Raw genomic sequence first — 22,453 nt, forward strand, 5'->3', positions numbered from 1 at the left:
CGAAGCAGATCAGCACGGGGATTGTCCTCAGTCATTGCGGGCGTCTTGCCGACCCTCCCCCAGGCGCCCACGAAGGCGCCCGTGCGGGTTTGCCGCGCTGGCCCGGGGCCGGGCCTTAGACGGGTACAAAACCCCTGATCCTATGGCCGCTTGCATTGCGCCAGAACGGCGCGCCGGGGAAAGGCACCAGGGACAATCCGCGCGCCGGAACCGACCGCGCGGGGCGCCCGCCCGGCACGCTCCGGCGCCCCGCGACGCGGCATCGCAGCCAAATCCGCCTGAAGGTCAGCCTTCACAGCCTGTCAGGCCGCAGCAGTACCTGCCCTGCTCCGAAAGCGCCTAAATGCCGGCGTGACATCTGCGGCCCTGGCGTCATCACCCGGCAATCCCCCGCGCGACCTGGCCTGTGTTTGCGCAGGCGGGATCGCCATGTCCCGCGCCTTCTGACATCAGGAACCCCGCCCCTGATCGCCGGTTCCGGCGGAGCCCTGCTTCAGGGGAATGCCCCCGGATGCGTAAGGGCCAGGCGATGCTGCTGGCCAGCAAAAGCCGAAACGGCCTGTTCGCACCAGGACGCAGACGCGGCGGCGCCTCTGACGACCTGATCGGCCCGGCCCTCGGCCCACTGACAGGTTGCGGCGAAACCCTGTTGCGGTGGATCGGCCCGAACCATTTCAGCGCCCTGTCACGCCGCCTCAGACCTCGCAGGGGCAGCTCATCCTGTCGCGAGCCGGGACAGGGCGCGTGGACTATCCGCAGGCGCGGCGGCTGCAAATGCAGCATCCGCATTGGATTTTGCGCAGAAACACCGCAGCCGGGTTTACCACCCGCAACAGGGGCGCAGTGTCGATACGCGAGAAATTGCCGGACCAGATCGCGCGCGGCCAGGAGATCGTCAGCGTTACTGACTATCAGGCCAAAAATGCCCGCAAGGTTTATGACGCCCTCGCCGCCTGCGGGGCAGTTGAGATCATTCCCGGTCGCAAGAACGCAGAACCCCGGCAGAAAGACAGCCCGGGCGACCGCGCCCGAAACGAGATCCCGCGCATGCCGGACTGCATCGGTCAGATGCATAAGGCGAGGATCGGGGGCGGATATCCTGGCAAAAGCCGCATCGGGGCGAAAATTCACTGCCCCGGATGGGTGGGGCAGCAGCCGTTCGCGCGCCTCTTCTACCGCCTGGTCGCCGCTCTCAATCGTCCCACCAGGGTCGGGAAACCCACTCCCCAAGGCACCAGCGCTGCCCGGCGCAGGGGAAAACCGACCCCGCCCCAAATGCCGGTCAGGCATCAGAGCCGCCGGGAGAACCAGTCAGCCTTCTGCCTAAGAAGGACCGCGCCGGACTGTCCGGATCGCAGCACCGAGACGATCAGGCCGCAGCGTCTTCTTCTTCGGCGCGCTGTTGTGCCCACATCGCGCTGTAGCGGCCGCCTTTCGCCAGCAATTCCTCATGGCGACCCTGTTCGATCACCCGGCCCGCCTCCATCACCAGGATACAATCCGCATCCGCGATGGTCGACAGCCGGTGCGCGATGGTGATCACCGAGCGCCCCTCGCCCATTTCATGCAGGCTCTCCTGGATCGAGCGCTCGGTCTGGGTATCCAGCGCCGAAGTCGCCTCGTCGAGGATCAGGATGGCCGGATTCTTGAGGATGGTTCGCGCGATACCGACCCGCTGCTTTTCACCGCCCGAGAGCTTCAGCCCGCGTTCGCCGACGATAGTGTCATAGCCCTCGGGCAGGCTCTCGATGAAATCATGGATCTTCGCCGCCCGCGCCGCCGCCACGATATCGGCTTCCGTCGCATGATCGCGGCCATAGCCTATATTGTAGCGGATCGTGTCGTTGAACAGAACCGTATCCTGCGGCACCACGCCGATCGCATCATGCAGCGCGCTTTGCGTCACATCGCGGATATCCTGACCGTCGATCCGGATCGCACCGCCCGTAACATCGTAAAAGCGGAACAAAAGCCGTGCGACCGTCGATTTCCCCGAACCGGAATGGCCGACCAGCGCCAGCGTCTCGCCAGGGCCCACCCGGAAGCTGACACCTTTCAGGATCTCGCGCGAGGGATCATAGGAGAAAAGCACATTGTCGAAGGTGATCTCGCCGCCTTTCAGCGCGAGAGGCTTTGCATCGGGCGCATCGACCACCTCGGCCGGCTGCGACAACAGGCCGAACATCGCCCCCATATCAACCAAAGCCTGGCGGATCTCGCGGTAGACCGTGCCAAGGAAACCCAGTGGCAGGGTAATCTGGATCATATAGGCATTGACCATGACGAAATCGCCGACCGTCAGCTGCCCCTGCTGCACGCCAAGCGCCGCCATCACCATCACCGCCACCAGCCCGGCGGTGATCAGCAGCGTCTGCCCGACATTGAGGAAGGAAAGCGACAGGCCCGTCTTCACCGCCGCCGCCTCGTAAAGCCGCATCGCCCCGTCATAGCGCGCCGCCTCACGCGATTCGGCGTTGAAATATTTGACGGTTTCATAGTTCAGCAGGCTGTCGACGGCCTTTTGATTGGCATCGGTATCCTGGTCATTCATCTCCTGGCGGATCTTCACCCGCCATTCTGTCACCGCAAAGGTGAACCAGACGTAAAGCGAGATCGTCACCGCCACCACGGCGGCATAGCTCCAGCCAAAGGCCAGGGCGAAGATCAGGGTGACAAGGATCAGCTCAAGGATCAGCGGCCCGATCGAAAACAACAGGAACCGGAGCAGGAACTCGATCCCCTTGACGCCGCGCTCGATGATCCGCGACAGCCCGCCGGTGCGGCGCGAGATATGGTAGCGCATTGAAAGGCGGTGAATATGGCTGAAGGTCTCCAGCGCAAGGCGGCGCAGCGCCCGCTGGGCCACCCGCACGAAAACCGCGTCGCGCACCTCCTGGAACAGGACCGAGCCAAGCCGCGCCAGCCCGTAAGCCACAACAAGCCCCACCGCGCCAAGCGCCATCATCCGCGCCGGGTCGACCGCGCCCTCGCCCGCCAGCCCATCGACCGCCAGTTTGTAAAACCAGGGCGTGATGACCGAAATCACCTTGGACACCAGCAGGAACACCAGCGCCAGCACCACGCGACGGCGCACCCAAAGCTGGTCCTTCGGCCACAGATGCGGCATGACCCGCAAAATGGTCTGCCAGCCGGAGGCCGGCGCATCAGGAGATGCGGTGGGGATCGGATCGGGACCGGACATGGATGGCCTTCGCGAGGGGCTCGTCTTTGCGGCTGCGGTCGCAAAAGCGGTGACCGGCGGCAATGGCGGCTTGTGTCATTTCAAGGTTTCGTGAATAATTGAAATATGGATCAGAGTAAAGACCCCGCCCCGCTGAAAATACCGGATGATGATGCTGGCCTGCCCCGCTCTGTCTGCGACCCCGTCGCGCGCGCGCGCGCGCTCCGCGCCTTTGCGGCGCTGTCCCATGGCGACCGGCTTGACCTGATCCGCCTGCTGCTGCCCTCGGGCCCTGACGGTCTTGCGGCGGGAGAGATCGCGCGCCTGCTGGGGCTTTCGGCCTCGCGGCTGTCCTTTCACCTGTCGCAACTGGAACAGGCGGGGCTGCTGACCGCCCGCCGGGTGGCGCGCAATGTGTTTTATGCGGTCGACCCGGCCGGTCTGGGCGCCGCGATTTCGCATCTGCTCAATGATTGCTGCGGCGAACACCCCGAGGTGATCGCCTGCTGCCAGGGGGCTGGCGCCCCGGCTGTGCGGGCTGAGCTCAGCGGCCCGGAATCGTAAAAACCTGCCCCGGATAGATCAGATCCGGGTCGCGGATACGGTCGCGATTGGCCTCGTAAAGCTGGATATACAGCACGCCCTCGCCGAATTCATCGCGCGCAATCGCCCAGAGCGTATGCCCGGGCTGCACCGTGACCGATATCGCGGGCGGCGCCGGCGGGGCATCGGGCGCCGTGGCGACGGGTTCAGCCGGAGCGGGCGCCTCACTGCCCGCAGGCAGGGCCGGCGCGGTCTGCGGCTCAGGCGCGGCGGGCAGCACCGGCGCCTCCGGATCCCTTGCGGCCAGAGCGACGGCTGCGGGTTCAGACACTGGTTCCGGAGCCGGTTTCACAGCAGTCTCCGTGGCGGTCCCGGTGTCGGTGGCAACCCGCTCCGCCGCGTCCTCTGCCCCCTCATCGGCCCCCACATCGAACCCTGCAGCAGCCCCGGCCGGAGCCGTCTCTTCCGGTATGTCTGCCGCAGGCACTACAGGCTCCGACACGCTGCCCGCCTCCTGCGGCGGTGCCGCCTCGCCCCCGACCAGCGCCGCCAGAGCCGCAGGGGTCTCGCGGCGGAACGGAATTTCGACACGCGACAGCACCTTGCCGCCGGCATCCAGCTGATCGACGCGCAAAAGGTAAAGCCCGGCGGCAATCCCTGAAAGATCCACCTGCCAGGCCCCCGCCGCCCCGACAGCAACCTCGGTCGGCCCAACCGGCACAGAATCGAGATAAAGGCGCACGAAAGCGCCGGGCGCACCCAAACCGCCGATCTGCACGATCTCGGGCGTCAGATAGGAAATGGTCTGCACCTGTACCGGCGCCAGATCGGGGGCAGCTGCGGCCCCCTCCGGGGTGGCGATTTCCTGAGGGGCCTGGAGCACCACCGCCCCCTCCTCACTGATCCTCAGCGCCACCGGCCCCGCTTCGGCCACAAGACCAGCTACAGGATCGACCACAGAATCAGCCTCCGCAACGGCAGCGGCAGCATCCTCTGCCGGCCCCGATACAGGCCCGATCGCAATAACCTCGACCGAGGGGATACGGCGCCCATCCTCCAGCACCATCACAAGGCTCAGGACCGAAGGCGAAGAATTGGGCGCGAATATCGTCACCAGCGCGAACTCGCCCCCCCGCGTCACCCGCGTCTCAGCGATCTGCGCGCCATCCAGCAGCACAAGGATCTGCGCATCCGGATCGCCCAGCCCCCCAATGGTCGCATGCCCCCCTGCCGCCACCGCCCAGGTGGTGATGACCGGCGCCGCGATTCCGGCAGGCGCCACAGCGGCCGCCTCCGGCTCCTGCGCTGCCGCGCCTTCTGCCGCCTCGGCCTGCGGCAGCGGCGAGACCAGCGCAGCCGCCTCGACATCCGCCCTGCTTCCCGTCTCACCCCCCGCCCCGTCTCCAGGGCGCCAGCCCGCGATCAGCGCCCCCGCAACGACAACCGCCCCCGCACCCGCAACAGTGACGACTGCGCGCCCCCCCGCGCCCAAACCAGCCCAGGCCTTCATCCGATCCCCTCTTCGTCGCAGCAGCGCCGGCCAGACAGGTTTCCCCCAAAAAGGTTTCCCATCGCATCCCGGCAGAATTTCGCCTAAAGGAAACCCCGATATCGCCCCCGCTGGCAATCGAATTCAGGAGTCCCCATGCAGCTTCCCTCCATCTGCGTCTTCTGCGGCTCGCGCCCAGGGGCCAATCCCGCCCATGTCACCGCCGCCCAGGCCTTTGGCCGCGAGATCGCCGCGCAGAAATGGCGCCTTGTCTATGGCGCCGGCGATGTCGGCCTGATGGGAGAGGTCGCCCGCGCAGCCCAGGGGGCTGGCGCCAATGCGCTCGGCGTCATTCCGGTGCATCTCCTGGGGCTGGAAAAGGGCAAGCGCGACCTGACCACTTTCGTGATCACCGAGGATATGCATGAGCGCAAAAAGGTCATGTTTATGAATTCCGACGCGATTGTGGTGCTTCCTGGCGGCGCCGGCAGCCTTGACGAATTTTTCGAGGTCCTGACCTGGGCGCAGATCGGGTTGCACAAAAAACCGATTTTCCTGCTGGATATCGACGGCTACTGGCAGCCGCTGATCGCGCTGATCGACCATATCATCCGCGAAGGCTTTGCCGCGCCAACGCTGAAAGACCTCTTCAACACCGCCCCCGATGTGGCAAGCCTGACCGCCGGCCTGCAAGCCCGGCTTGCAGCCTGACCAGCAGGCCGAGCTGTCTTCCTCTTGACAAAAATACTCCCGCCGGAGGCATCCCCGGCGGGCCACAGGCGGTGGGATCAGCCCATCTCGCCCGGCAGCACCACCCGCTCCACCTGGTAGCCCGCATCGCGGATCATGCTCACGAGCCCCAGATCGCCCGGCAGATGCGAGGCCCCCACCGCGATCACCGCATCGCCCTGATCGACGAGGGTGCGGATCCTGTCCATCCAGATCGCATTGCGCTCGACCAGCAGATAGCCCTCGGCCAGCTCCACCACCCGGCGCCCGCGCGCCTCGCCCAGCACCTGTTCAGGCCAGGCATTCGACCAGGCATCCATCACCCCGATCCGCCCCTGGAGGTAAAGCGCGAAACTGGTCTCGCGCGCGCCCGGCAAAGCCGACTCCGGCCCGAGATAAAGACCGTAAAGCAGCGTCGCCGCGCGTGCCGCCTCACTCCGATGCGGGGCGGTAAGCTCTTCGCCAAATGCCCAGGGCTGTTGCAGCCCATCGACCCGCGCCCCCGCCAGCCAGCCGGTCTGTGCGATGAAATAATCCTGCCCCGGCATGAAAGAGGCGCTGAAGTCCGAACAGGGATCGCTGAGCAACAGGCTGAACAGCCCGGCATCGCTCATCAGTGCCATATAAGACGGATCCCAGCCGAAGGTCGCGATCCGCTCGCCGATCTGCGTCAGAACCGCGGGAGGGAAATCCTCGCGGTAATCCGGCTCTGCGTCGGGCGGCGCCCACATCCAGGCCTGGTCATAGCTGCGGATCAGCGCCGCCCTGTCCTGCGGCTGCGGATTGAATTCCAGCGCCACCACATCGGCGGCCTCCAGCGCCGCAAGCAGCGCCTCGGGCAGGTCGAGGATGCTGCGTTCGGGCACATGATAGGTGCCCCAGAGCCAGGAGACCTGCCCACCCGGCGCGGTGATCTTCCAGAACCGGCCAAGACTGTTCGGCACCTCCGCCGCGATGGCTGCAAAGCGCACCTCTTCCGCCTCGGGCAGAACCTCGCGCCAGACGCGGATCTCGCCGGTGGTGCAGGCCTCGGCTGTGAACCAGTCCTGCGCAGCCGCCATCTGGCCAAAGCCGCCCCAGCCCGCCATCGCAAGGACCACTCCCCGCACCGACCTGACCCACCCCATCCCGACCGCCTTTCCTGCCCGCCACCTGCTCCGGGTGACTTTCGCCGCCAGGCGGCGCAATTGGAAGACGTGATAAGCCAGCGGATCCGATCACCGGCCCGGGGCGCGACGGCCCTCAGCCGGCCTTTCGCCGCCTGGGCAGGGTCTGGATTTCACCCCGGGCCGGGATTGCAACGACCACCACGAACCAGATCGCAAACACCGCCGGCGTCAGCAGAGAAAGCGGCAGCGCCCGCTGCGCGACAGCGATCTCACTGAAAATGCAGCCCGTATAACCCTTGATCGCATCTCCATTGCACCGCGTATCGGCCAGCAGCAAAGCCCAAACAGCAGATCACCACCGCACAGGCGCCAGTGTCGTGACCGCCGCCCAGAGCCCGCGCGAAAGCCGCCGGCAGGCGATGGATCGCAATCACGGCCATTGATGGCAGCAGAGCCGTCATCGCGGCCCCCTGTCCCGCTTCCCACCCCATACCCCCTGAGCAAATGGGCACCGGGCCTGCAAAAAAAGGCCCTACCGACAGCGCGGCAGGGCCTTTTGTCTCTCCTCAGAAGCCGCAGCTCAGAGCTTCGCGGCGACCGCTTCCCAGTTCACCAGCTTTTCGAGGAAATTCGTCAGGTAAGCCGGACGCTTGTTGCGGAAGTCGATATAGTAGGAATGTTCCCACACATCGCATCCCAGCAGCGCGGTCTGACCAAAGCAAAGCGGGTTCACGCCATTCTCGGTCTTGGTGACCTTGAGCGCGCCATCCTTGTCTTTCACCAGCCAGGCCCAGCCCGAACCGAACTGACCGGCACCAGCTGCGGCGAAATCTTCCTTGAATTTCGCGACCGAGCCAAAGCTTTCGGTCAGCGCTTTTTCCAGCGCGCCGGGAATGCCGATCTGGTCCGGGCCCATGATCTCCCAGAACAGATTGTGGTTCCAGTGCTGCGAGGCATTGTTGAAGATGCCATTCTGCGCGACGGCGCCGGCCTGGTAGGTGCCGGTAACGATCTCGTCGAGCGACTTCTTCTCCCATTCGGTGCCGGCAATCAGCTTGTTGCCATTGTCGACATAGGCCTTGTGATGCAGGTCATGGTGGAATTCCAGCGTTTCCATCGACATGCCAAGCGGCTCAAGGGCGTTGTATTTATAGGGCAGATCGGGAAGGTGAAACGTCATCGGACTGAGCTCCTGTTCGAATGGGGCGTTACCCCTGGAATAAGGGCGCATTGAGCGCGAAGGTCAACCCCGCAGAGGCGCCCGATGGGGAAATGAAACCGCCGTCTTTGCGCGAGATCGCGCCTTGCGCCGGATTCCGCCCGCCCCGGGCCGGCAGCTTGACCCGCGCCTGGGCCCGTCCCCATGTCTGTCCCATTACCCGCCCCGATACCTGCCTGCGGGCCCGCCCCCGGGCCGGGCATTGCGCCCTGGGGCTGAGCGCGCAGGCCGGGCATTCAGACCGCAGCAATCAGGCCGCAGCATCAGGCCACAGCTTCAGGGTCGGGGCCGGTTCAGACCTGTTTGCAGGGGCCAGAAACCTTGTCCGGGCCGGGATTTCGGACAAGGCCCTCATCCATCCAGGCCTCGACACTGATCCGGCTGCCGCTGGCATCGAACCCCGCTTTGTAGCCGAAACGAACGACCCCTGCCCCTTGTTCTAATTTCAGCCGGACCTTCCAGCGCATATCGACAGCGCCGTCTTTCACCGTGATCGTCGCCGGCACAAAGCCCTTTTCCAGGTCATTCGCCCCAGGATCGCTGACCCAGCCCTGGCCGGTCTGATCGTCAAAGGCCACGAGGAGCTTGCCCGAGAAGAAGACGCTGTCGCGGTTGACCAGGTCCAGATCGCATTGCCAGAGCCGCGCCTCGGCAAAAGCGGCCACCGGTGCGGCGGCAAGGAGGCCCGCCAGGATGAAATGTTTCAAATCGGGTCTCCCGGGGAAAAGTCCTGCGATTTCTGTCATATTGGCCGCCGGACGAGGCGGGGCACAAACCTCCTCAGCCCTTCTTGCCAGGCTTCGCCTTCGGCGCCGCCTCCTCGCGGCAGGAGCCATAGACCACCGAGGGTTTGTTATCATAGCCCTGGGCATGGCTGCGCACCGAGATGGTGCCCTTTGCCCGATTCCATTTCGCGCTATAGGCGAAGTTTGCCCTGCGCCCGGTGGCGGGATCGCGGTAATTCTTCACGACCCAATCCAGCACCGCGCCGCTGTCGTCGGCCTTCCGGCCAGCCGGAATCGGTTCGCCATAGATCGAATAGATCAGCGGATCATAGACCGCCGCCTCTTTGCCATCCTGTTTCAGCGAAATCACCAGAGGCGAGGCGCTGAAGGATCGCTTCGTGACCTTGAGGTCGCAGATCAACACCAGGTCTTTGGCCTGGTCTTTCGCCTGGGCCGTCACGGACAGGACGATACAGGCAAGAAAGGCCGCGGCGAAAAGGCTGAACCCCCTGGATCGCATTCACATATCCCACATTGGCAGACGCGTTTCCGGCGCGCCGGCCATGTGAAACGGGCAAAGCGCGGGATGCAAGCCGCGATCTGCCGTAAATGCAGGATAAAACCGGCTCAGATCTCGCTGCCCGATTGCGCCGCATGGGTCAAAAGCCCCATCACATAGCCCGCGACCGAGCGGAAACAGACCAGGGTATAGCCGCCCTCGGAGGGCCAGAACGCCGCCGCCACCTGGGCAAAACGCGAGCGGCGGATCTCATCCTCACCCACCGCATCCAGATCGGCCGGGGTCAGTTTGCGCAAGACCTGATCGGCCTCTGGCCCGGTCACCCGGAACACCGCCCGCGCATCCGAGACATCGACGGCCAGGTGATGCGTACCCTCCATCGCCTTTGCGATCGCCGCCAGCGCCTTTGCGACATCGCCGTAAGGCAGCACCAGCAGATATTCATCCGGGCTCATCCAGCCGCAGCTGTTGGCGCCGGCATGGGTGATCTTGCGCGCCTCGGGCAGATTGCAGCCGGTGGCGGCCTTGATCGCCACCACCAGCCCTTTCGTGCCGGGTTTCGCGCGCAGCGTGATCATCCCCAGCGGGCCGATTTCTTCGACACGGGCAAAGCCCTGGCTCACCGCGCCCTGCAGGGCAGAAACCGGATCAGACATTCTGCTTTTCCCCATCCTTGTCGTAGAAGACCGGATCAACCACCTTCGCCTGGGCCGAGACGCCGCCGGTCATGGCGGTGAATTCGACCACCTCGCCCATCCGGGCCGGGCCGTTCAGCAACAGCCCCATCGCGATGCCCTTTTTCAGCGCCGGCGAATAATAGGTCGAGGTGATGCGCCCCTGGGCATTCCTGAACCCGTATTCATTGGTGCCGGCCGCGATGACATAGGCGCCATCGGGGATGACGGATCCGTCAAGGCTCTCGAACCCGACCAGCTTCCAGCGGTCTTTCGCGGCCAAAAAGGTCCTCTGCTGGCCGCGCTTGCCAAGGAAATCTTCTTTCTTCTTCGAGATCGCCCAGTCGAGGTTCAGATCCTGCGGGATCACCGTCCCGTCGGTCTCATCCCCGATCATAATAAAGCCCTTTTCGGCGCGCAGAACATGCAGCCCCTCGGTGCCATAGGTCTGCAACCCGAACTCCTGGCCCTCGGAATAGAGCAGTTCCCAGAAGGCCAGCGCATGGCTTGCCGGCACCGCGATCTCATAGCTGAGTTCGCCCGAGAAAGAGATGCGGTGGACGCGCACCGGGAAGCCCCCCAGCTCGCCGTCTTTGAAGGTCATAAAGGGCAGCGCCTCTTTCGAGACATCCATGCCGCCGATTTTTTCCAGGAGTTTCCGCGCATTGGGGCCGACCACGGCGATCTGGCCATATTGCTCGGTCACATTGGCGGTATAGACCTGCCAGTCCCACCATTCGCATTGCAGCCAGTCTTCCATCCATGCGTGGATGCGGTCCGCCCCGCCCGAGGTGGTATGGCAAAGCCAGGTATCCTCGGCGATGCGGATCACCACGCCGTCATCCGAGAGGAAGCCCTGCTCGTTGCACATCAGCCCATAGCGGCATTTGCCCACGCCGAGGTTCGACATGACATTGGTATAGAGCATGTCGAGGAATTTGCCCGCATCCGGGCCCTTGACGATGATCTTGCCCAGCGTCGATGCATCGAGCAGCCCGAGACGGTCGCGGGTATTGACCACCTCGCGGTTCACCGCCTGCTCATGCGTTTCGCCTGCACGCGGATAGGTATAGGGGCGCTGCCAGAGGCCCACGGGCTCCATATAGGCGCCCTGGGCCAGGTGCCAGTCATGCATCGGCGTCTTGCGCAAGGGCTGGAAGATATCGCCCCTGGCCTCACCCGCCAGCGCGCCGATGGTCACCGGCGTATAGGGCGGGCGGAACGTGGTGGTGCCGACGCGGGGGATCTCTTCAGACAGTGCATCAGCAAGCACCGCGAGACCATTGATATTCGACAGCTTTCCCTGATCCGTCGCCATGCCCAAAGTGGTATAGCGCTTGGTATGTTCGACCGAGACATAGCCCTCGCGCGCCGCGAGCTGCACGTCGGAAACCTTCACATCATTCTGGAAATCGAGCCACATTTTCGATTTCAGCTCGATGCCGGCCGAGGCCGGCATGATCCAGACCGGCAGAATGGCGCCCTCTTCGACCGGATCGGCGATGGCAGCCTCTGCAGCACCGGCATCAAGGCCCAGGGATTGCACCGCAAGCCGCGCCTGCTCAACCGCATCCCGCAGCGCCGCATCTGCCGTAAGCGCGCCATTGGCGGCGCCCAGCGGCCAGACCAGTGCGGAGCCGTCATGGTTCAGCGGCGGGCGGGCAGCATCGGGGCGGAACAGCGCGCGGTCGGCATCCCAGACCAGCTTACCGCCACAATGGGACCACAGATGCACCACCGGCGACCAGCCGCCCGACATGGCGACCGCGTCGCAGGCGATATCCTCGACCGCGCCGCCCTCGCCGGCCTGGAGACCGATGGAGACGCCGGTGACCCGCTTGCCCCCTTTGACCTTTATAATGCCGCGACCGGTCTCGATGCGGATCCCAAGCGCGCGGGCGCGGGACGGCAATTCCCCGACCGGTGCGGGCCGGGCGTCAATCACGGTGACCTGGAGCCCGTATTCCTTCAGCGTGATCGCGGTGCGATAGGCATCATCATTATTGGTGACGACGACCGTGTGCTCCCCCGGTGAGACCGCGAAATTCACCGCGTAATCGCGCGCGGCAGCGGCCAGCATGACGCCGGGAATATCATTGCCGGCAAAGGAAAGCGGCCGCTCCAGCGCACCGGTCGCAGCGATCACCGTCGCAGCGCGGATACGCCAGAGACGCTTCCTCGGTCGCCCGTCGCCGGGGGTGTGATCGGCGATGCGTTCCTCGGCCAGCACATAGCCGTGATCATAGACGCCCGAGACCATCGACCGGGCGCGGAGCGTGACATTCTCCATCGCCTCAAGGGCTTGCAGCGCGTTCCTGACCCAGTCTTCGGCCGGCTTCCCGTCAATGATATCGCCATCGACCGGCGCGCGGCCGCCCCAATGGGCAGTCTGTTCAAGGACCAGTACCTTCGCACCCGAAGCGCCCGCAACCAGTGCCGCCTGGAGGCCGGCAATGCCGCCCCCTGCGATCAGGATATCGCAATGGCCATAGGTATATTCGTAGTGGTCGGCATCCGCCTCTTCCGGCGGTTTGCCAAGCCCTGCGGAGCGGCGGATCACCGGCTCGAACAGGTGTTTCCAGGCCGAGCGCGGATGGATGAAGGTCTTGTAATAGAACCCGGCCGGCAGGAAACGCGCCAGCTTGTTGTTCACCGCGCCGATATCGAATTCGAGGCTGGGCCAGTGATTCTGGCTGGCCGAGGTCAGGCCATCAAACAGCTCGGTCGTGGTGACGCGCTGGTTGGGCTCATAGCGCGCGCCGGTGCCGAGGGCGACCAGCGCATTCGGCTCTTCCGGACCGGAGGCCACGATGCCGCGCGGACGGTGATATTTGAACGAGCGCCCGACCAGCAGCTGATCATTTGCCAAAAGCGCCGAAGCCAGCGTATCGCCCCGCAGCCCCTGCATCTTTTTGCCGTTGAACGAAAATTCCATCCGGGCCGATCTGTCGATCAGACGCCCGCCCTTTTGCAGCCTCGCGCTCATTTCCAGCCCTTCCAGTCCGGCCGTTTCGCCTTGATCTTCGCGATCAGTTCCGCAGGGGGTTCCGTGGTCTGGGCGGGATATGTCCCGAAGACCTCAAGCGTCGCGGTGCAGCGCGCTGCAAGGAACCATTTGCCGCAGCCGTAAGCATGGCGCCAGCGTTCGAAATGCACGCCTTTGGGGTTCTTGCGGGCGAACATATAGGCCTCGAATTCCTCATCCGAAGAGCCGGGACCGAAGCGTTTCAGATGCGCCTCACCGCCGGGGGCGAGTTCGGTTTCCTCGGCTTTGACACCGCAGCAGGGGCATTCAAGGATCAGCATTGGTGCACCCTCGGGCTGGCCGCGAGCCGGGGGCGCTGCCCCCGGACCCCCGGGATATTTAAGGACAGATGAAAGGGGCCGACCGGCGCAATGGATGCGCGAAACACTGTGTGTCGGCGGCCGGGCGGCTTGAGAGAAAAGTGGCGGTTCGCCATGTCCTGCGGATGATATGCCGCTGCGGCAGCGAATTCACCTGGCAGGACGGCCTCATCATCGGGGTGAGTTGCGGTGGGTCCCTTCCCGGCCCTCTGATCGCAGGATGGTACGATCTGCGCAAAAAGGAGCGTCCTGGCAGCAAGCAATACCCCGGCTCTTTGGCCGTTCGCTACCCTTTGCAGATCCTGTGCTGCATATTCGACCAGGCTTTTACCGCCTTGCTCAGCGGGATTTGACGGAATGCTGGATCGCGGCATCAATGCGCCACCCCGGCGGCGACGGATTCGTCGATGAAGCGGCCCTCTTTGAAGCGCCACATGTCGAATTCCGAGGCCAGGGCGCCCGGCGCGCCTTTGGCCACCAGTTCCGCCATCGCCCAGCCAGAGCCCGGGATCGCCTTGAAGCCGCCCGTCCCCCAGCCGCAATTGATGAAGCAATTCCCCAGCGGCGTTTTCGAGATGATGGGCGAGCGGTCGCCGGTCATATCGACGATGCCGCCCCATTGCCGCAGCATTTTCAGGCGCGAGATGATCGGGAAGGTCTCGACCAGGGCGCGCAGCGTTTCCTCGACATGGTGGAAGGAGCCGCGTTGGGTATAGTTGTTGAAGCCGTCGGTGCCGCCGCCGATCACCAGCTCGCCCTTGTCGGACTGGCTGATATAGCCGTGGACGGTATTGGCCATCACGACGATGTCGATCACCGGCTTGATCGGTTCCGAGACCAGCGCCTGGAGGGCCATGGATTCAACCGGCAACCGGAAGCCCGCCATTTCCGCCAGCACACCGGAATGGCCTGCAACGACGATCCCCAGCTTGTTGCAGCCGATCTCGCCGCGGGTGGTTTCCACCCCGGTCACCACGCCGTTTTGCTGGCGCACGGCGGTGACTTCGCAATTCTGGATGATGTCCATGCCCATATCCGAGCAGGCCCGCGCATAGCCCCAGGCCACCGCGTCATGGCGTGCGGTGCCGCCCCGCGCCTGCCATTGCCCGCCTAAGACCGGATACCGCGGCCCGTGCAGGTTGATGATCGGCACCACCTTTTTCACCTGTTCGGGGCTCAGCCATTCGGTGGCGACACCTTGCAGCTGATTGGCATGGACGGTGCGCTTATAGCCCCTGACCTCGTGATGGGTCTGCGCCAGCATCAGAAGGCCGCGCGGGCTGAACATGATGTTGTAATTCAGGTCCTGGCTGAGGTTTTCGTAAAGCGAGCGCGCTTTCTCGAAGATCGCCGAGGAACTGTCCTGGAGGTAGTTCGAGCGGATGATCGTCGTATTGCGGCCGGTATTGCCGCCGCCGAGCCAGCCCTTCTCGATCACCGCGACATTCCGGATGCCGTGGTTCTTACCAAGATAATAGGCAGTGGCCAGACCATGACCGCCGGCCCCTACAATGATGACATCATAGTGTTTTTTCGGCTCGGGAGAGGTCCAGGCCCTGCCCCAGCCGGAATGGTAGCGCAGTGCCTCGCGGGCCAGGGCAAAGACCGAATAACGCCGCATCAGGGGAACCTCCGCCAAGTTCTCATTCATCGGGACATCGCGCACCCGTGGCTTACATCTTCTGCCCGCCGCCAGAGAAATTCCACCGTCTTCACGCGGCACAATCGGGAAAATTACGACACAGCGACCTGTGAGTACTGCGCCCGCTGCCCCATACCGGCTGCGGCGATTAGCCCGGCACTGCGGGCTTTTGCTGTGCGTGCAAAACCATTACATCAACGCGGAACGGATTTGCGACAACGGGTTTTACTGCAGCAGGGCGGCGAGGGCGGATAATGGATGGAATCGGCGATGCCACCGGGTTCTGGGTGGTGGCGACAGTGCTGGCGGCGGGGATTGCGGTCCTTCTGATCCTCAGCCTCGTCTTCGCGCGCCGCAATGCGGCCGAGCCCGAGCTGGCCCGCGATATCGGGCTGTACCGCCAGCAACTGACCGGAATCGGCCGCGACGAAGCACGCGGCGTGATCAGTGCCGCCGAGGCTGCGCGGCTGAAAACAGAGATCGGGCGTCGGCTGCTGGATGCCGACCGGCAGGATCGCGAGGCGGCAGCACGGCCAGCGGATGCGCGCGCGTTGCTGCTGGCGACCGTGCTGATCGTGCTGGCTATTGCGGCGGCGGCGGTGCTGTATCAGCGGCTGGGGCGGCCTGGTCAGCCGGATCTGCCCATGGCGACCCGTATTGCCGAGGCCGATAACCGGATGGCCACCCGCCCCTCGCAGGCGGTCTATGTCGCCAATCTGCCGCCGATGATCCCGGCCGAACCCGAGCCGGATATGGTCGAACCGCTGCAAAGGCTGCGCGAAACGGTGGATCCGGCGGTTTCCGACAATCTCCAGGGCCTCGGCCTGCGCGCGACGATCGAGGCGCAGCTGGGGAATTACCCCGATGCGATTCTGGCGCAGACGCGGCTGATCCAGGTGCGGGGCGTCGATGCCGGCACCGCCGATTACAGCTTTCTGACGCTTTTGCTGGTCGAACAGGCCGAAGGCTATGTCTCGCCCGAGACCGAGGCGGCAGTGGTCAAGGGCCTCGGCCTTGCCGACCGTGCCGCCCTTGACCTTGTGGCGGATCTCTTGCTTGCGGCGTCCCAGGGATTCCAGCCCCGGGGCGGGGACCGCGCCACCCTGAACAGCCTGCCCCCGGTCAGCGATTCGACCGGGCCGCTCTTTCTGTTTGCGGGCGAGCTTTATGCCCAGGGCGGCCGGCCCGACCGCGCCTTCGCGCTGTGGCGGCCGCTGATCGAGACGGGGCCGCAGGATGCCTTCTGGGTGCCGCGCCTGCGCGAACAGATCCGCGCCGCCGCCTGGTTCGCCGGGGCCTGGGATTACCAGCTGCCGGAAGCGCCGCTGCGCGGCCCCGATGCCGCCGCCATCGCCGCCGCCGCCGGCAAGAGCGAGGCCGAAATCGGTGAGATGGCCGAGGGCATGGTCGCCGGGATGAATGCGCGGCTGCAAAGCGAGGGCGGCTCGGGCGCCGAATGGGCGCAGCTGATCCGGGGCCTGGTCGTGCTCGGCCGCGCGGATGAGGCGCGCGAAAGGCTTGAAATGGCCCGCAAAGCCTGGCCCGACGGGCCGGACCGCGCGCTGATCGAGGCGGCCGGCCGCGCCCTTCCCGCAGAGGCTCTTCCCGCAGAGGCCGTCCCAGAGACCCTGCCAGAGACCCTGCCAGAGGCAGGTGCCGAATGATCCTTGAGGATATTACTGCCCTTGCCGCGGAACTGCCCCCCTTTGGCGCGATTGCAGGGCTGGATCTGGGAACCAAGACCATTGGCGTCGCCATCTCGGATCTGCGCCGCTCGGTCGCGACGCCCTCGCTGGTGATCCGGCGTGAGAAATTCACCGTAGATGCCGCGAAGCTGCTGGAACTGATTGCCGCGCGCGAGGTGAAGGCGATCGTGCTGGGCCTGCCGCTGAACATGGATGGCAGCGAGGGGCCGCGCGCGCAATCAACCCGCGCCTTCGCCCGCAATCTGGAGAAACTGACGCCGCTGCCGATCACCTGGTGGGATGAGCGCCTCTCGACCGTTGCGGCAGAAAGAGCGCTCCTGGAGGCGGATGCGTCGAGAAAGCGTCGGAAAGAGGTGATCGACGCGGTGGCGGCGGGCTATATTCTGCAAGGCGCGCTGGATCGGCTGGAAAGACTGGCGCGGGATGGATGAACCGGGGCCATGAATGACCTGGCGCCTGAGACGGAGAAGGGCAGCTTGAAAGACGATATCTGGGCGCGCAACGAGATCGAAAGCCCCTGTGTCAAGATCTGCGTGATCCATCGGGAAGCCGGGATCTGCGTCGGCTGCTATCGCAGCCTGTCCGAGATTGGCAGCTGGTCCACGATCACCTCAGACGAGCGCCGCCGGATCATGGCCGACCTGTCCTCACGCGCAACATCCCTGGTGAAACGCCGCGGCGGGCGGGCGGCAAGGCTTGACCGGCGCGAGGGCTGAAACGCCGGAACGGGGGCACTGCCCCCGCGCGGGTTCCCCGCTTCCCCCGGGATATTTAAGGACAGATGAATGAAGCCCGGAGCGCTTTTCATCTGTCCTTAAATATCCCGATGAAGGAGGTGGGAGCGCGCTTGTAAAGCATTGAAATCACTTATCTCTGTTCCGCAAGCGCTACCCGCTGTGTTACAACTTTGTGCGACAAGTGATACACAAGAATTATCGCTGAAGCTACGATGCCGACTGGTTCAGAGAGTCGTTGAAGGACAAGGGGATAAAGGCATGCATCCCCGACCGGAAGGGCAGGAAGAAAGCCATCAGGCACGACAAACGCCGTTACAAGCGCCGCAACCGCATCGGGATCATGTTCGGCAGGCTCAAGAGCTGGCGGCGCGTTGCAACCCGATACGACAGGTGCCCCATCATCTTCCTGTCCTCCATAGCCCTCGCAGCGACCGTCATCTTCTGGCTCTAAAGTTAATGAGTCTGGAGCCTGGCCTTGAGGTCGTTCCAGGTTATATTTTTTCGTTTTTCTTCCTGAGCCCTGGAAGTGGTTGTTTACTTTTCTTTTTCTGAACATGCAGAAGCTATTCTTTCCGTTGCCTGCTTCAATTCAATAGTATGATTTTTAAAGGATTATTTTGATACTTGCGGAGCGGACATTGTTTGCCGTGCGGGTGCTGGCACCCGCAAACCAGACTGCCTGATCAGGCCCAGGATGGTATTTCAACGGCAGTCTCGCGCCCGTCAGCGTCCTGCAGCACGGGCGCGATCCCGGTGTTGATCGCGTCCAGCACGCGCAACCCATTTGCGGCGGCCTCGACCAGTGCATCGAACAGGGTGCTCCGGCTTGAGACACGCCCCGCGCGGATCAGCAGGGCGATCATGGCGGCATCGTCAAGGCGGTGGAAGACGGTGCCAACGCTGCCCCCGTTCGGACGGATCTGCGCCAATCCCAACCTTTGCAGCGCATCAAACCGCAGGTCCGGCGGGCCAGGATCGGCGGACGAACCTTCTTTCAGACTCAAATTCAGACCATCACATTGCCACCAAAAGGCATTCAGTGCCAAAATAGTAGACCAGGTGATAAACTGCGACACCCGTTCCGCGTCACCACGGGTCAGGGCAATGACCCGCGCATGGATGGCCGCTTGCGCAGGGTTCATCGGCAGGGATGGCAGCGCAGAGCGATCCTCTGGCGCAGCTATGGCCTGCGGATCATGACCGGCAATCAGCAGATCCTGAAAGTCCATCGGCAGCGCCGAAGGACGGCCGCTCCAATGGCCAGTCACCACCAGAGTTTTCGCGAAGCCCGCCTTATCCATGATCTCCAGCACCCGCGCTCGCGGATGGGCAATGACCAGTTCGGGGTTCGCGCGGTTTTCGACCCGGCTTTCGCCCTCCTGATACTTCAGCGCGAAATGCCCCTTGCCTGCGGCCAGCAGTTGATCAACCTCGGCATCCAGCAGGAAGATCGTCGTCACCAGCCGGCCCGACGGCTTCAGCACCCGCGCCGCCTCGTGCGCATAGGTTTCGACTGTGGGCAGATCGACATGGGTCAGGACCGAGATCATGAAGACCAGATCCAGACTGGCATCGTCAAAGGGAAAGCGGAAGCTCACCCCGTCTTCGGTGCCATCGGGATTGTAGGGCTTGCTTTTGACGTCAATCCGCCGAAAGCGGAAATTCGGATGGCGCGGCGTGATGTTCTGCTGCGCCCAGGCGATGCCATCGGCGTTCGGGTCAAGTCCGGTATAATCGACATCCGGTCCCAGCCGCCGCGCCAGTGCCATCGCGATCCGCCCGAAGCCGCAGCCCAGATCCAGGATCCGGGCATTGTCCGGCAACTCACCCGCCGTCAGTATCGCGGCATAATGGTTTGCAACCTGCGGCGCGACGCCGCCATTGAACCGGGTTTCCTGTGCGACCGTAGGCTGAATGGTGGTCTCGACGCGGTCTTCCAGCTCTGCGGCGATCATGCAGGCCGAGCTCCAGAGGCGCTGGTGAATGGTGTCTGGACTGGTTTTTGGGGACAAGGCGGCGGTCTCCGAAAAAAGTTCACTTGAGACACCGGTGCTGTGACCCGCCGAACACAGACCGACACTCTCGGGGTGGTGCGATCCGTGTCGCCACCATTGCAAACACCATGAATTTGTCCAGTGGCAGCCTGCATGACTTGTAAGCGGTGACAGTCATCGTGCTGAGATCACCCGCAGGTCATCCACCACCGGCAGCGCATTGATTGCCACCTGCAGCCCCCGCAGCGGCGAGGGTTCGGCGTAGACCCGTTCGTTGATGTCGTCGCCCTCGTGCCCGACCAGCTCGATCCGGAGCGGCTTCGGGATCGTCGTCACCCGCGACAGCCGGTCGTTGACGAAGTGCCGGAAGGAATGGTTGACAAAGCCTTTCGGGTTCACCGTTCTGAACTCGGACGCGGTCCGGCGCATCCTCACCCCGGACCGCATATCGCCCGCCAGCATGGCCAGCGTGGTCTCCAGCGTCGACAGGGCGGCCGGGGCGGCGCCATCCCGATCAGGCGGTCGATGATTGGCGGCTCAGGATCGGCCCCGGGGGCCGTGCCCGGCCATCAGCCGCCAGGCGGTGGCGGTGGCCCGGTCGGCCCGGATATCGCTCGCAGCCCGGCCCAGCGGATCCAGCCGGGTCACCCGATCCAGCCGGCGGATCCGGGCCAGTTCTTCCGTGATCACATGGGACAGCCAGGTGCGGGCGCCCTCTGCCGAGATCAGGTTGCGGGTCAACATGCGATCACTCTCGACGGTCAGCTTCCGGGCGATCATACAGGCTTCCGCCCGCATCCCGGTCCGCAAAGAGAGCTGCAACATGTTGATAAACGTGGATAACTCCGGCACCCGCCGGCGCCAGCAGAGGACGGCCCCGCGCCGGAATAGATGAAGGTGTTCGCCTATGATGGCCCCCGAAAAGAGGCGGGCCTTGAAACCACGAGCCGGGAATGTGTGACACATCTGTGTGACGCCATGGGGTGAGTCGCCGACCCAGCCCATTGACTTAAAAGTACAAAATCCACCGCCGCCTCCAAACATCCTCGCCAGAGGCCTTCGCCCGGCACGGGCGAACTTTTTCATGCCGCAGCTCGGGTGACCTGCGCCAGCGCCTCCAGCACGACATCCTCGCCGGCGCCATCACGGCTGGCTTTGGTCGAGAGCACCTGGCGCCAGCCACGCGCGCCTGGCAGACCGTGAAACAAGCCCAGCATATGGCGGGTGATCTGATGCAGTCTGCCCCCTTCCGCGATATGGGCGCCGATATAGGGCAGCATCTGCCGCACCACCTGTTCGCGTGTGACCACATGCTCGTCGCCCCAAAGCCCATCCGCCCCGATCAGGCTATGGCCAGGATCGTGATAGGCCGCGCGTCCCAGCATGACCCCGTCAAGCCCCTGGCCCAGCAGAGCCCGGGCGCTGTCCGGATCGGTGACACCGCCATTCAGACAGATCGTCAGCCCGGAGAAACGCGCCTTCATCCGCAGCACCAGATCATGGTTCAGCGGTGGGATTTCGCGGTTCTCTTTCGGAGACAGCCCCTGCAGCCAGGCCTTGCGCGCATGGATGATGAAACACGAGATCCCTGCCGCAGCGAGGCGCTCGATAAATTCCGGGAGCACCGCCTCTTCGTCCTGATCATCGACACCGATCCGGCATTTCACCGTCACCGGCACATCGGCCTCGGCCTGCATCGCCGTAACACAGCGCGCGACCAGCTCCGGATCCTTCATCAGCACGGCACCGAAACAGCCCGATTGCACCCGGTCCGAAGGGCAGCCGCAATTCAGGTTCACCTCGTCATAGCCCCAGGGCCGCGCGATCCGCACCGCCGCGGCCAGTTCGCGCGGATCAGAGCCGCCAAGCTGCAACGCCACCGGATGTTCCTCGCCCGAGAAATCAAGCAGCCGCGCCTTTGGCCCATGCACGATCGCGGGCGCGGTGACCATTTCCGTATAAAGCATCGCGCGTCGGCTCATCAGGCGGTGAAAATAACGACAATGGCGATCCGTCCAGTCCATCATAGGGGCCACGGATAGTCTATGCGATTGATTTTTATTCATTTTTACAGTATCTTCAATCCGTTGACCCAGTTTGTCCCTACGCCAGGTTACGCCCTGATATCCCCGAATATCCCCCTTTACGACGACTCATTGCACACAGAGCGCACACGAAAATGGCCTCGATCTCCAAGCTTCCATCCGGCGCATACCGGGTCCAGATCAGACGGAAAGGTCGCTACGCGAGCGAGACTTTCCTGCGTCGGGAGGACGCGCAGAAATGGGCCAGGCAAGCTGAGACGCTCGTCGATCAGGGGCTTCCCCCCAACAGATCGTCCATCTCTCGTCTGCACACCTTCGGTGACCTGATTGACCTTCATATAGCCGATATGTGTGCGGTAGGGAAACCACCCCGCCGCAGCAAGGAAGCTACCCTTGCGACACTCAAGCGCGACCTCGGCAAGGAGAAGGTAGGTCACCTCGTTCGACACAAGCTGATCGAGTATGGTCGCAAGCGCGCGGATCAGGGTGCCGGCCCTGTAACCCTCGGCATCGACATCGGCGTGGTCAAGATGATCCTTACCCATGCTGCCGCTGTTCACGGTCTGGAGATTTCAGCCGAACCCGTCGACCTCGCCCGCGTGGCGCTCAAGCGGCTCGGTCTGGTAGGTAAGGGCGTCGAGAGGGATCGCCGACCGACAACGGCTGAACTCAACCGCCTTTTCCGTTGTTTTGATGATAACGCACGTTTGACGATGCCAATGTCCCGCATCGTACAGTTTGCTATCGCTACCGCCCTCCGTCTGGACGAAATTTGTCGGGTTGATTGGAATGATC

General features: G+C 64.0%; 21 protein-coding genes and 2 pseudogenes. 8 read left to right on the forward strand and 15 right to left on the reverse strand.

What is annotated here, in order from left to right; translation table 11 throughout:
• Positions 1 to 1,369: 1,369 nt before the first annotated feature.
• A complete protein-coding gene (locus DRF71_RS07225; protein WP_112309751.1) occupies positions 1,370 to 3,202 on the reverse strand; it encodes an ABCB family ABC transporter ATP-binding protein/permease in 1,833 nt (610 codons plus the stop codon).
• 105 nt (positions 3,203 to 3,307) lie between these two features.
• Here DRF71_RS07225 and DRF71_RS07230 point away from each other — a divergent pair, with 105 nt between their 5' ends.
• Complete coding sequence (locus DRF71_RS07230) at positions 3,308 to 3,745, forward strand: ArsR/SmtB family transcription factor (RefSeq protein WP_112309752.1); 438 nt, start codon at positions 3,308 to 3,310, stop codon at positions 3,743 to 3,745.
• On the opposite strand, the gene DRF71_RS07235 is transcribed toward DRF71_RS07230, so the two are convergent.
• A complete protein-coding gene (locus DRF71_RS07235; protein ID WP_112309753.1) occupies positions 3,726 to 5,234 on the reverse strand; it encodes a LysM peptidoglycan-binding domain-containing protein in 1,509 nt (502 codons plus the stop codon). The genes DRF71_RS07230 and DRF71_RS07235 overlap by 20 nt on opposite strands.
• Before the next feature lie 135 nt (positions 5,235 to 5,369).
• Between DRF71_RS07235 and DRF71_RS07240 the strand changes: the two genes are divergently transcribed.
• Positions 5,370 to 5,924, forward strand: a complete 555-nt coding sequence (locus tag DRF71_RS07240) for a TIGR00730 family Rossman fold protein (RefSeq protein WP_112309754.1) — start codon at positions 5,370 to 5,372, stop codon at positions 5,922 to 5,924.
• Between the two features lie 77 nt (positions 5,925 to 6,001).
• Here the strand turns inward: DRF71_RS07240 and DRF71_RS07245 are convergent, their stop codons facing one another.
• The 8 genes from DRF71_RS07245 to DRF71_RS07285 form a co-directional block, all read right to left on the reverse strand.
• On the reverse strand, positions 6,002 to 7,069 hold the full coding sequence (locus DRF71_RS07245; RefSeq protein WP_157970971.1) for a TraB/GumN family protein: 1,068 nt from the start codon (positions 7,067 to 7,069) through the stop codon (positions 6,002 to 6,004).
• A gap of 115 nt (positions 7,070 to 7,184) precedes the next feature.
• Positions 7,185 to 7,388, reverse strand: a complete 204-nt coding sequence (locus DRF71_RS07250) for a hypothetical protein (protein ID WP_112309756.1) — start codon at positions 7,386 to 7,388, stop codon at positions 7,185 to 7,187.
• A 243-nt stretch (positions 7,389 to 7,631) separates the two neighbouring features.
• A complete protein-coding gene (locus DRF71_RS07255; RefSeq protein ID WP_112309757.1) occupies positions 7,632 to 8,231 on the reverse strand; it encodes a superoxide dismutase in 600 nt (199 codons plus the stop codon).
• Positions 8,232 to 8,563: 332 nt separating this feature from the next.
• Positions 8,564 to 8,977: a hypothetical protein gene (locus DRF71_RS07265; RefSeq protein WP_157970972.1), complete on the reverse strand. Its 414-nt coding sequence runs from the start codon at positions 8,975 to 8,977 to the stop codon at positions 8,564 to 8,566.
• A 73-nt stretch (positions 8,978 to 9,050) separates the two neighbouring features.
• Positions 9,051 to 9,515 carry a hypothetical protein gene (locus DRF71_RS07270; RefSeq protein WP_112309760.1) on the reverse strand — a complete coding sequence of 155 codons (465 nt, stop codon included), beginning with the start codon at positions 9,513 to 9,515 and terminating at the stop codon, positions 9,051 to 9,053.
• 107 nt (positions 9,516 to 9,622) lie between these two features.
• The gene (locus tag DRF71_RS07275; RefSeq protein WP_112309761.1) at positions 9,623 to 10,171 is read right to left on the reverse strand and encodes a sarcosine oxidase subunit gamma; all 549 of its coding nucleotides are present in this window, start codon (positions 10,169 to 10,171) and stop codon (positions 9,623 to 9,625) included.
• Positions 10,164 to 13,175, reverse strand: coding sequence for a sarcosine oxidase subunit alpha family protein (locus DRF71_RS07280; RefSeq protein ID WP_112309762.1), 3,012 nt, complete (start codon positions 13,173 to 13,175; stop codon positions 10,164 to 10,166). The genes DRF71_RS07275 and DRF71_RS07280 overlap by 8 nt, the downstream gene beginning before the upstream one ends.
• Complete coding sequence (locus DRF71_RS07285) at positions 13,172 to 13,495, reverse strand: sarcosine oxidase subunit delta (RefSeq protein WP_112309763.1); 324 nt, start codon at positions 13,493 to 13,495, stop codon at positions 13,172 to 13,174. The genes DRF71_RS07280 and DRF71_RS07285 overlap by 4 nt, the downstream gene beginning before the upstream one ends.
• Positions 13,496 to 13,563: 68 nt before the next feature.
• Between DRF71_RS07285 and DRF71_RS07290 the strand changes: the two genes are divergently transcribed.
• Positions 13,564 to 13,887, forward strand: a complete 324-nt coding sequence (locus DRF71_RS07290) for a hypothetical protein (RefSeq protein ID WP_157970973.1) — start codon at positions 13,564 to 13,566, stop codon at positions 13,885 to 13,887.
• A 20-nt stretch (positions 13,888 to 13,907) separates the two neighbouring features.
• Here DRF71_RS07290 and DRF71_RS07295 read toward each other — a convergent pair whose 3' ends face one another.
• Positions 13,908 to 15,155 carry a sarcosine oxidase subunit beta family protein gene (locus tag DRF71_RS07295; RefSeq protein WP_112310060.1) on the reverse strand — a complete coding sequence of 416 codons (1,248 nt, stop codon included), beginning with the start codon at positions 15,153 to 15,155 and terminating at the stop codon, positions 13,908 to 13,910.
• A gap of 275 nt (positions 15,156 to 15,430) precedes the next feature.
• On the opposite strand from DRF71_RS07295, the gene ccmI reads away from it, so the two are divergent.
• The 4 genes and pseudogenes from ccmI to DRF71_RS07315 form a co-directional block, all read left to right on the forward strand.
• Positions 15,431 to 16,840: a c-type cytochrome biogenesis protein CcmI gene (ccmI, locus tag DRF71_RS07300; protein ID WP_112309765.1), complete on the forward strand. Its 1,410-nt coding sequence runs from the start codon at positions 15,431 to 15,433 to the stop codon at positions 16,838 to 16,840.
• Positions 16,837 to 17,313 (forward strand): Holliday junction resolvase RuvX, encoded by a 477-nt coding sequence (ruvX, locus tag DRF71_RS07305; protein ID WP_112309766.1) that lies wholly within the window; start codon positions 16,837 to 16,839, stop codon positions 17,311 to 17,313. Before ccmI ends, ruvX begins: the two co-directional genes overlap by 4 nt.
• A gap of 45 nt (positions 17,314 to 17,358) precedes the next feature.
• Positions 17,359 to 17,598 carry a DUF1289 domain-containing protein gene (locus DRF71_RS07310; protein WP_112310061.1) on the forward strand — a complete coding sequence of 80 codons (240 nt, stop codon included), beginning with the start codon at positions 17,359 to 17,361 and terminating at the stop codon, positions 17,596 to 17,598.
• Positions 17,599 to 17,827: 229 nt separating this feature from the next.
• Positions 17,828 to 18,070, forward strand: a pseudogene (locus DRF71_RS07315) (transposase); the annotation flags it as partial.
• A gap of 232 nt (positions 18,071 to 18,302) precedes the next feature.
• On the opposite strand, the gene DRF71_RS07320 reads toward DRF71_RS07315, so the two are convergent.
• From DRF71_RS07320 to dusA, 4 genes are all read right to left on the reverse strand, one after another.
• Positions 18,303 to 19,574, reverse strand: coding sequence for a class I SAM-dependent methyltransferase (locus DRF71_RS07320; RefSeq protein ID WP_112309767.1), 1,272 nt, complete (start codon positions 19,572 to 19,574; stop codon positions 18,303 to 18,305).
• A 213-nt stretch (positions 19,575 to 19,787) separates the two neighbouring features.
• Complete coding sequence (locus tag DRF71_RS07325) at positions 19,788 to 20,042, reverse strand: site-specific integrase (protein WP_157970974.1); 255 nt, start codon at positions 20,040 to 20,042, stop codon at positions 19,788 to 19,790.
• A gap of 108 nt (positions 20,043 to 20,150) precedes the next feature.
• Positions 20,151 to 20,699 carry a DUF6538 domain-containing protein gene (locus tag DRF71_RS29230; RefSeq protein ID WP_332872046.1) on the reverse strand — a complete coding sequence of 183 codons (549 nt, stop codon included), beginning with the start codon at positions 20,697 to 20,699 and terminating at the stop codon, positions 20,151 to 20,153.
• A complete protein-coding gene (dusA, locus tag DRF71_RS07335; protein WP_112309770.1) occupies positions 20,696 to 21,679 on the reverse strand; it encodes a tRNA dihydrouridine(20/20a) synthase DusA in 984 nt (327 codons plus the stop codon). Before dusA ends, DRF71_RS29230 begins: the two co-directional genes overlap by 4 nt.
• A 113-nt stretch (positions 21,680 to 21,792) precedes the next feature.
• On the opposite strand from dusA, the pseudogene DRF71_RS27935 reads away from it, so the two are divergent.
• A pseudogene (locus DRF71_RS27935) lies at positions 21,793 to 22,453 on the forward strand (site-specific integrase); the annotation flags it as partial.

This window comes from Pseudogemmobacter bohemicus (assembly GCF_003290025.1).
In the GTDB taxonomy this organism is placed as follows: domain Bacteria; phylum Pseudomonadota; class Alphaproteobacteria; order Rhodobacterales; family Rhodobacteraceae; genus Pseudogemmobacter; species Pseudogemmobacter bohemicus.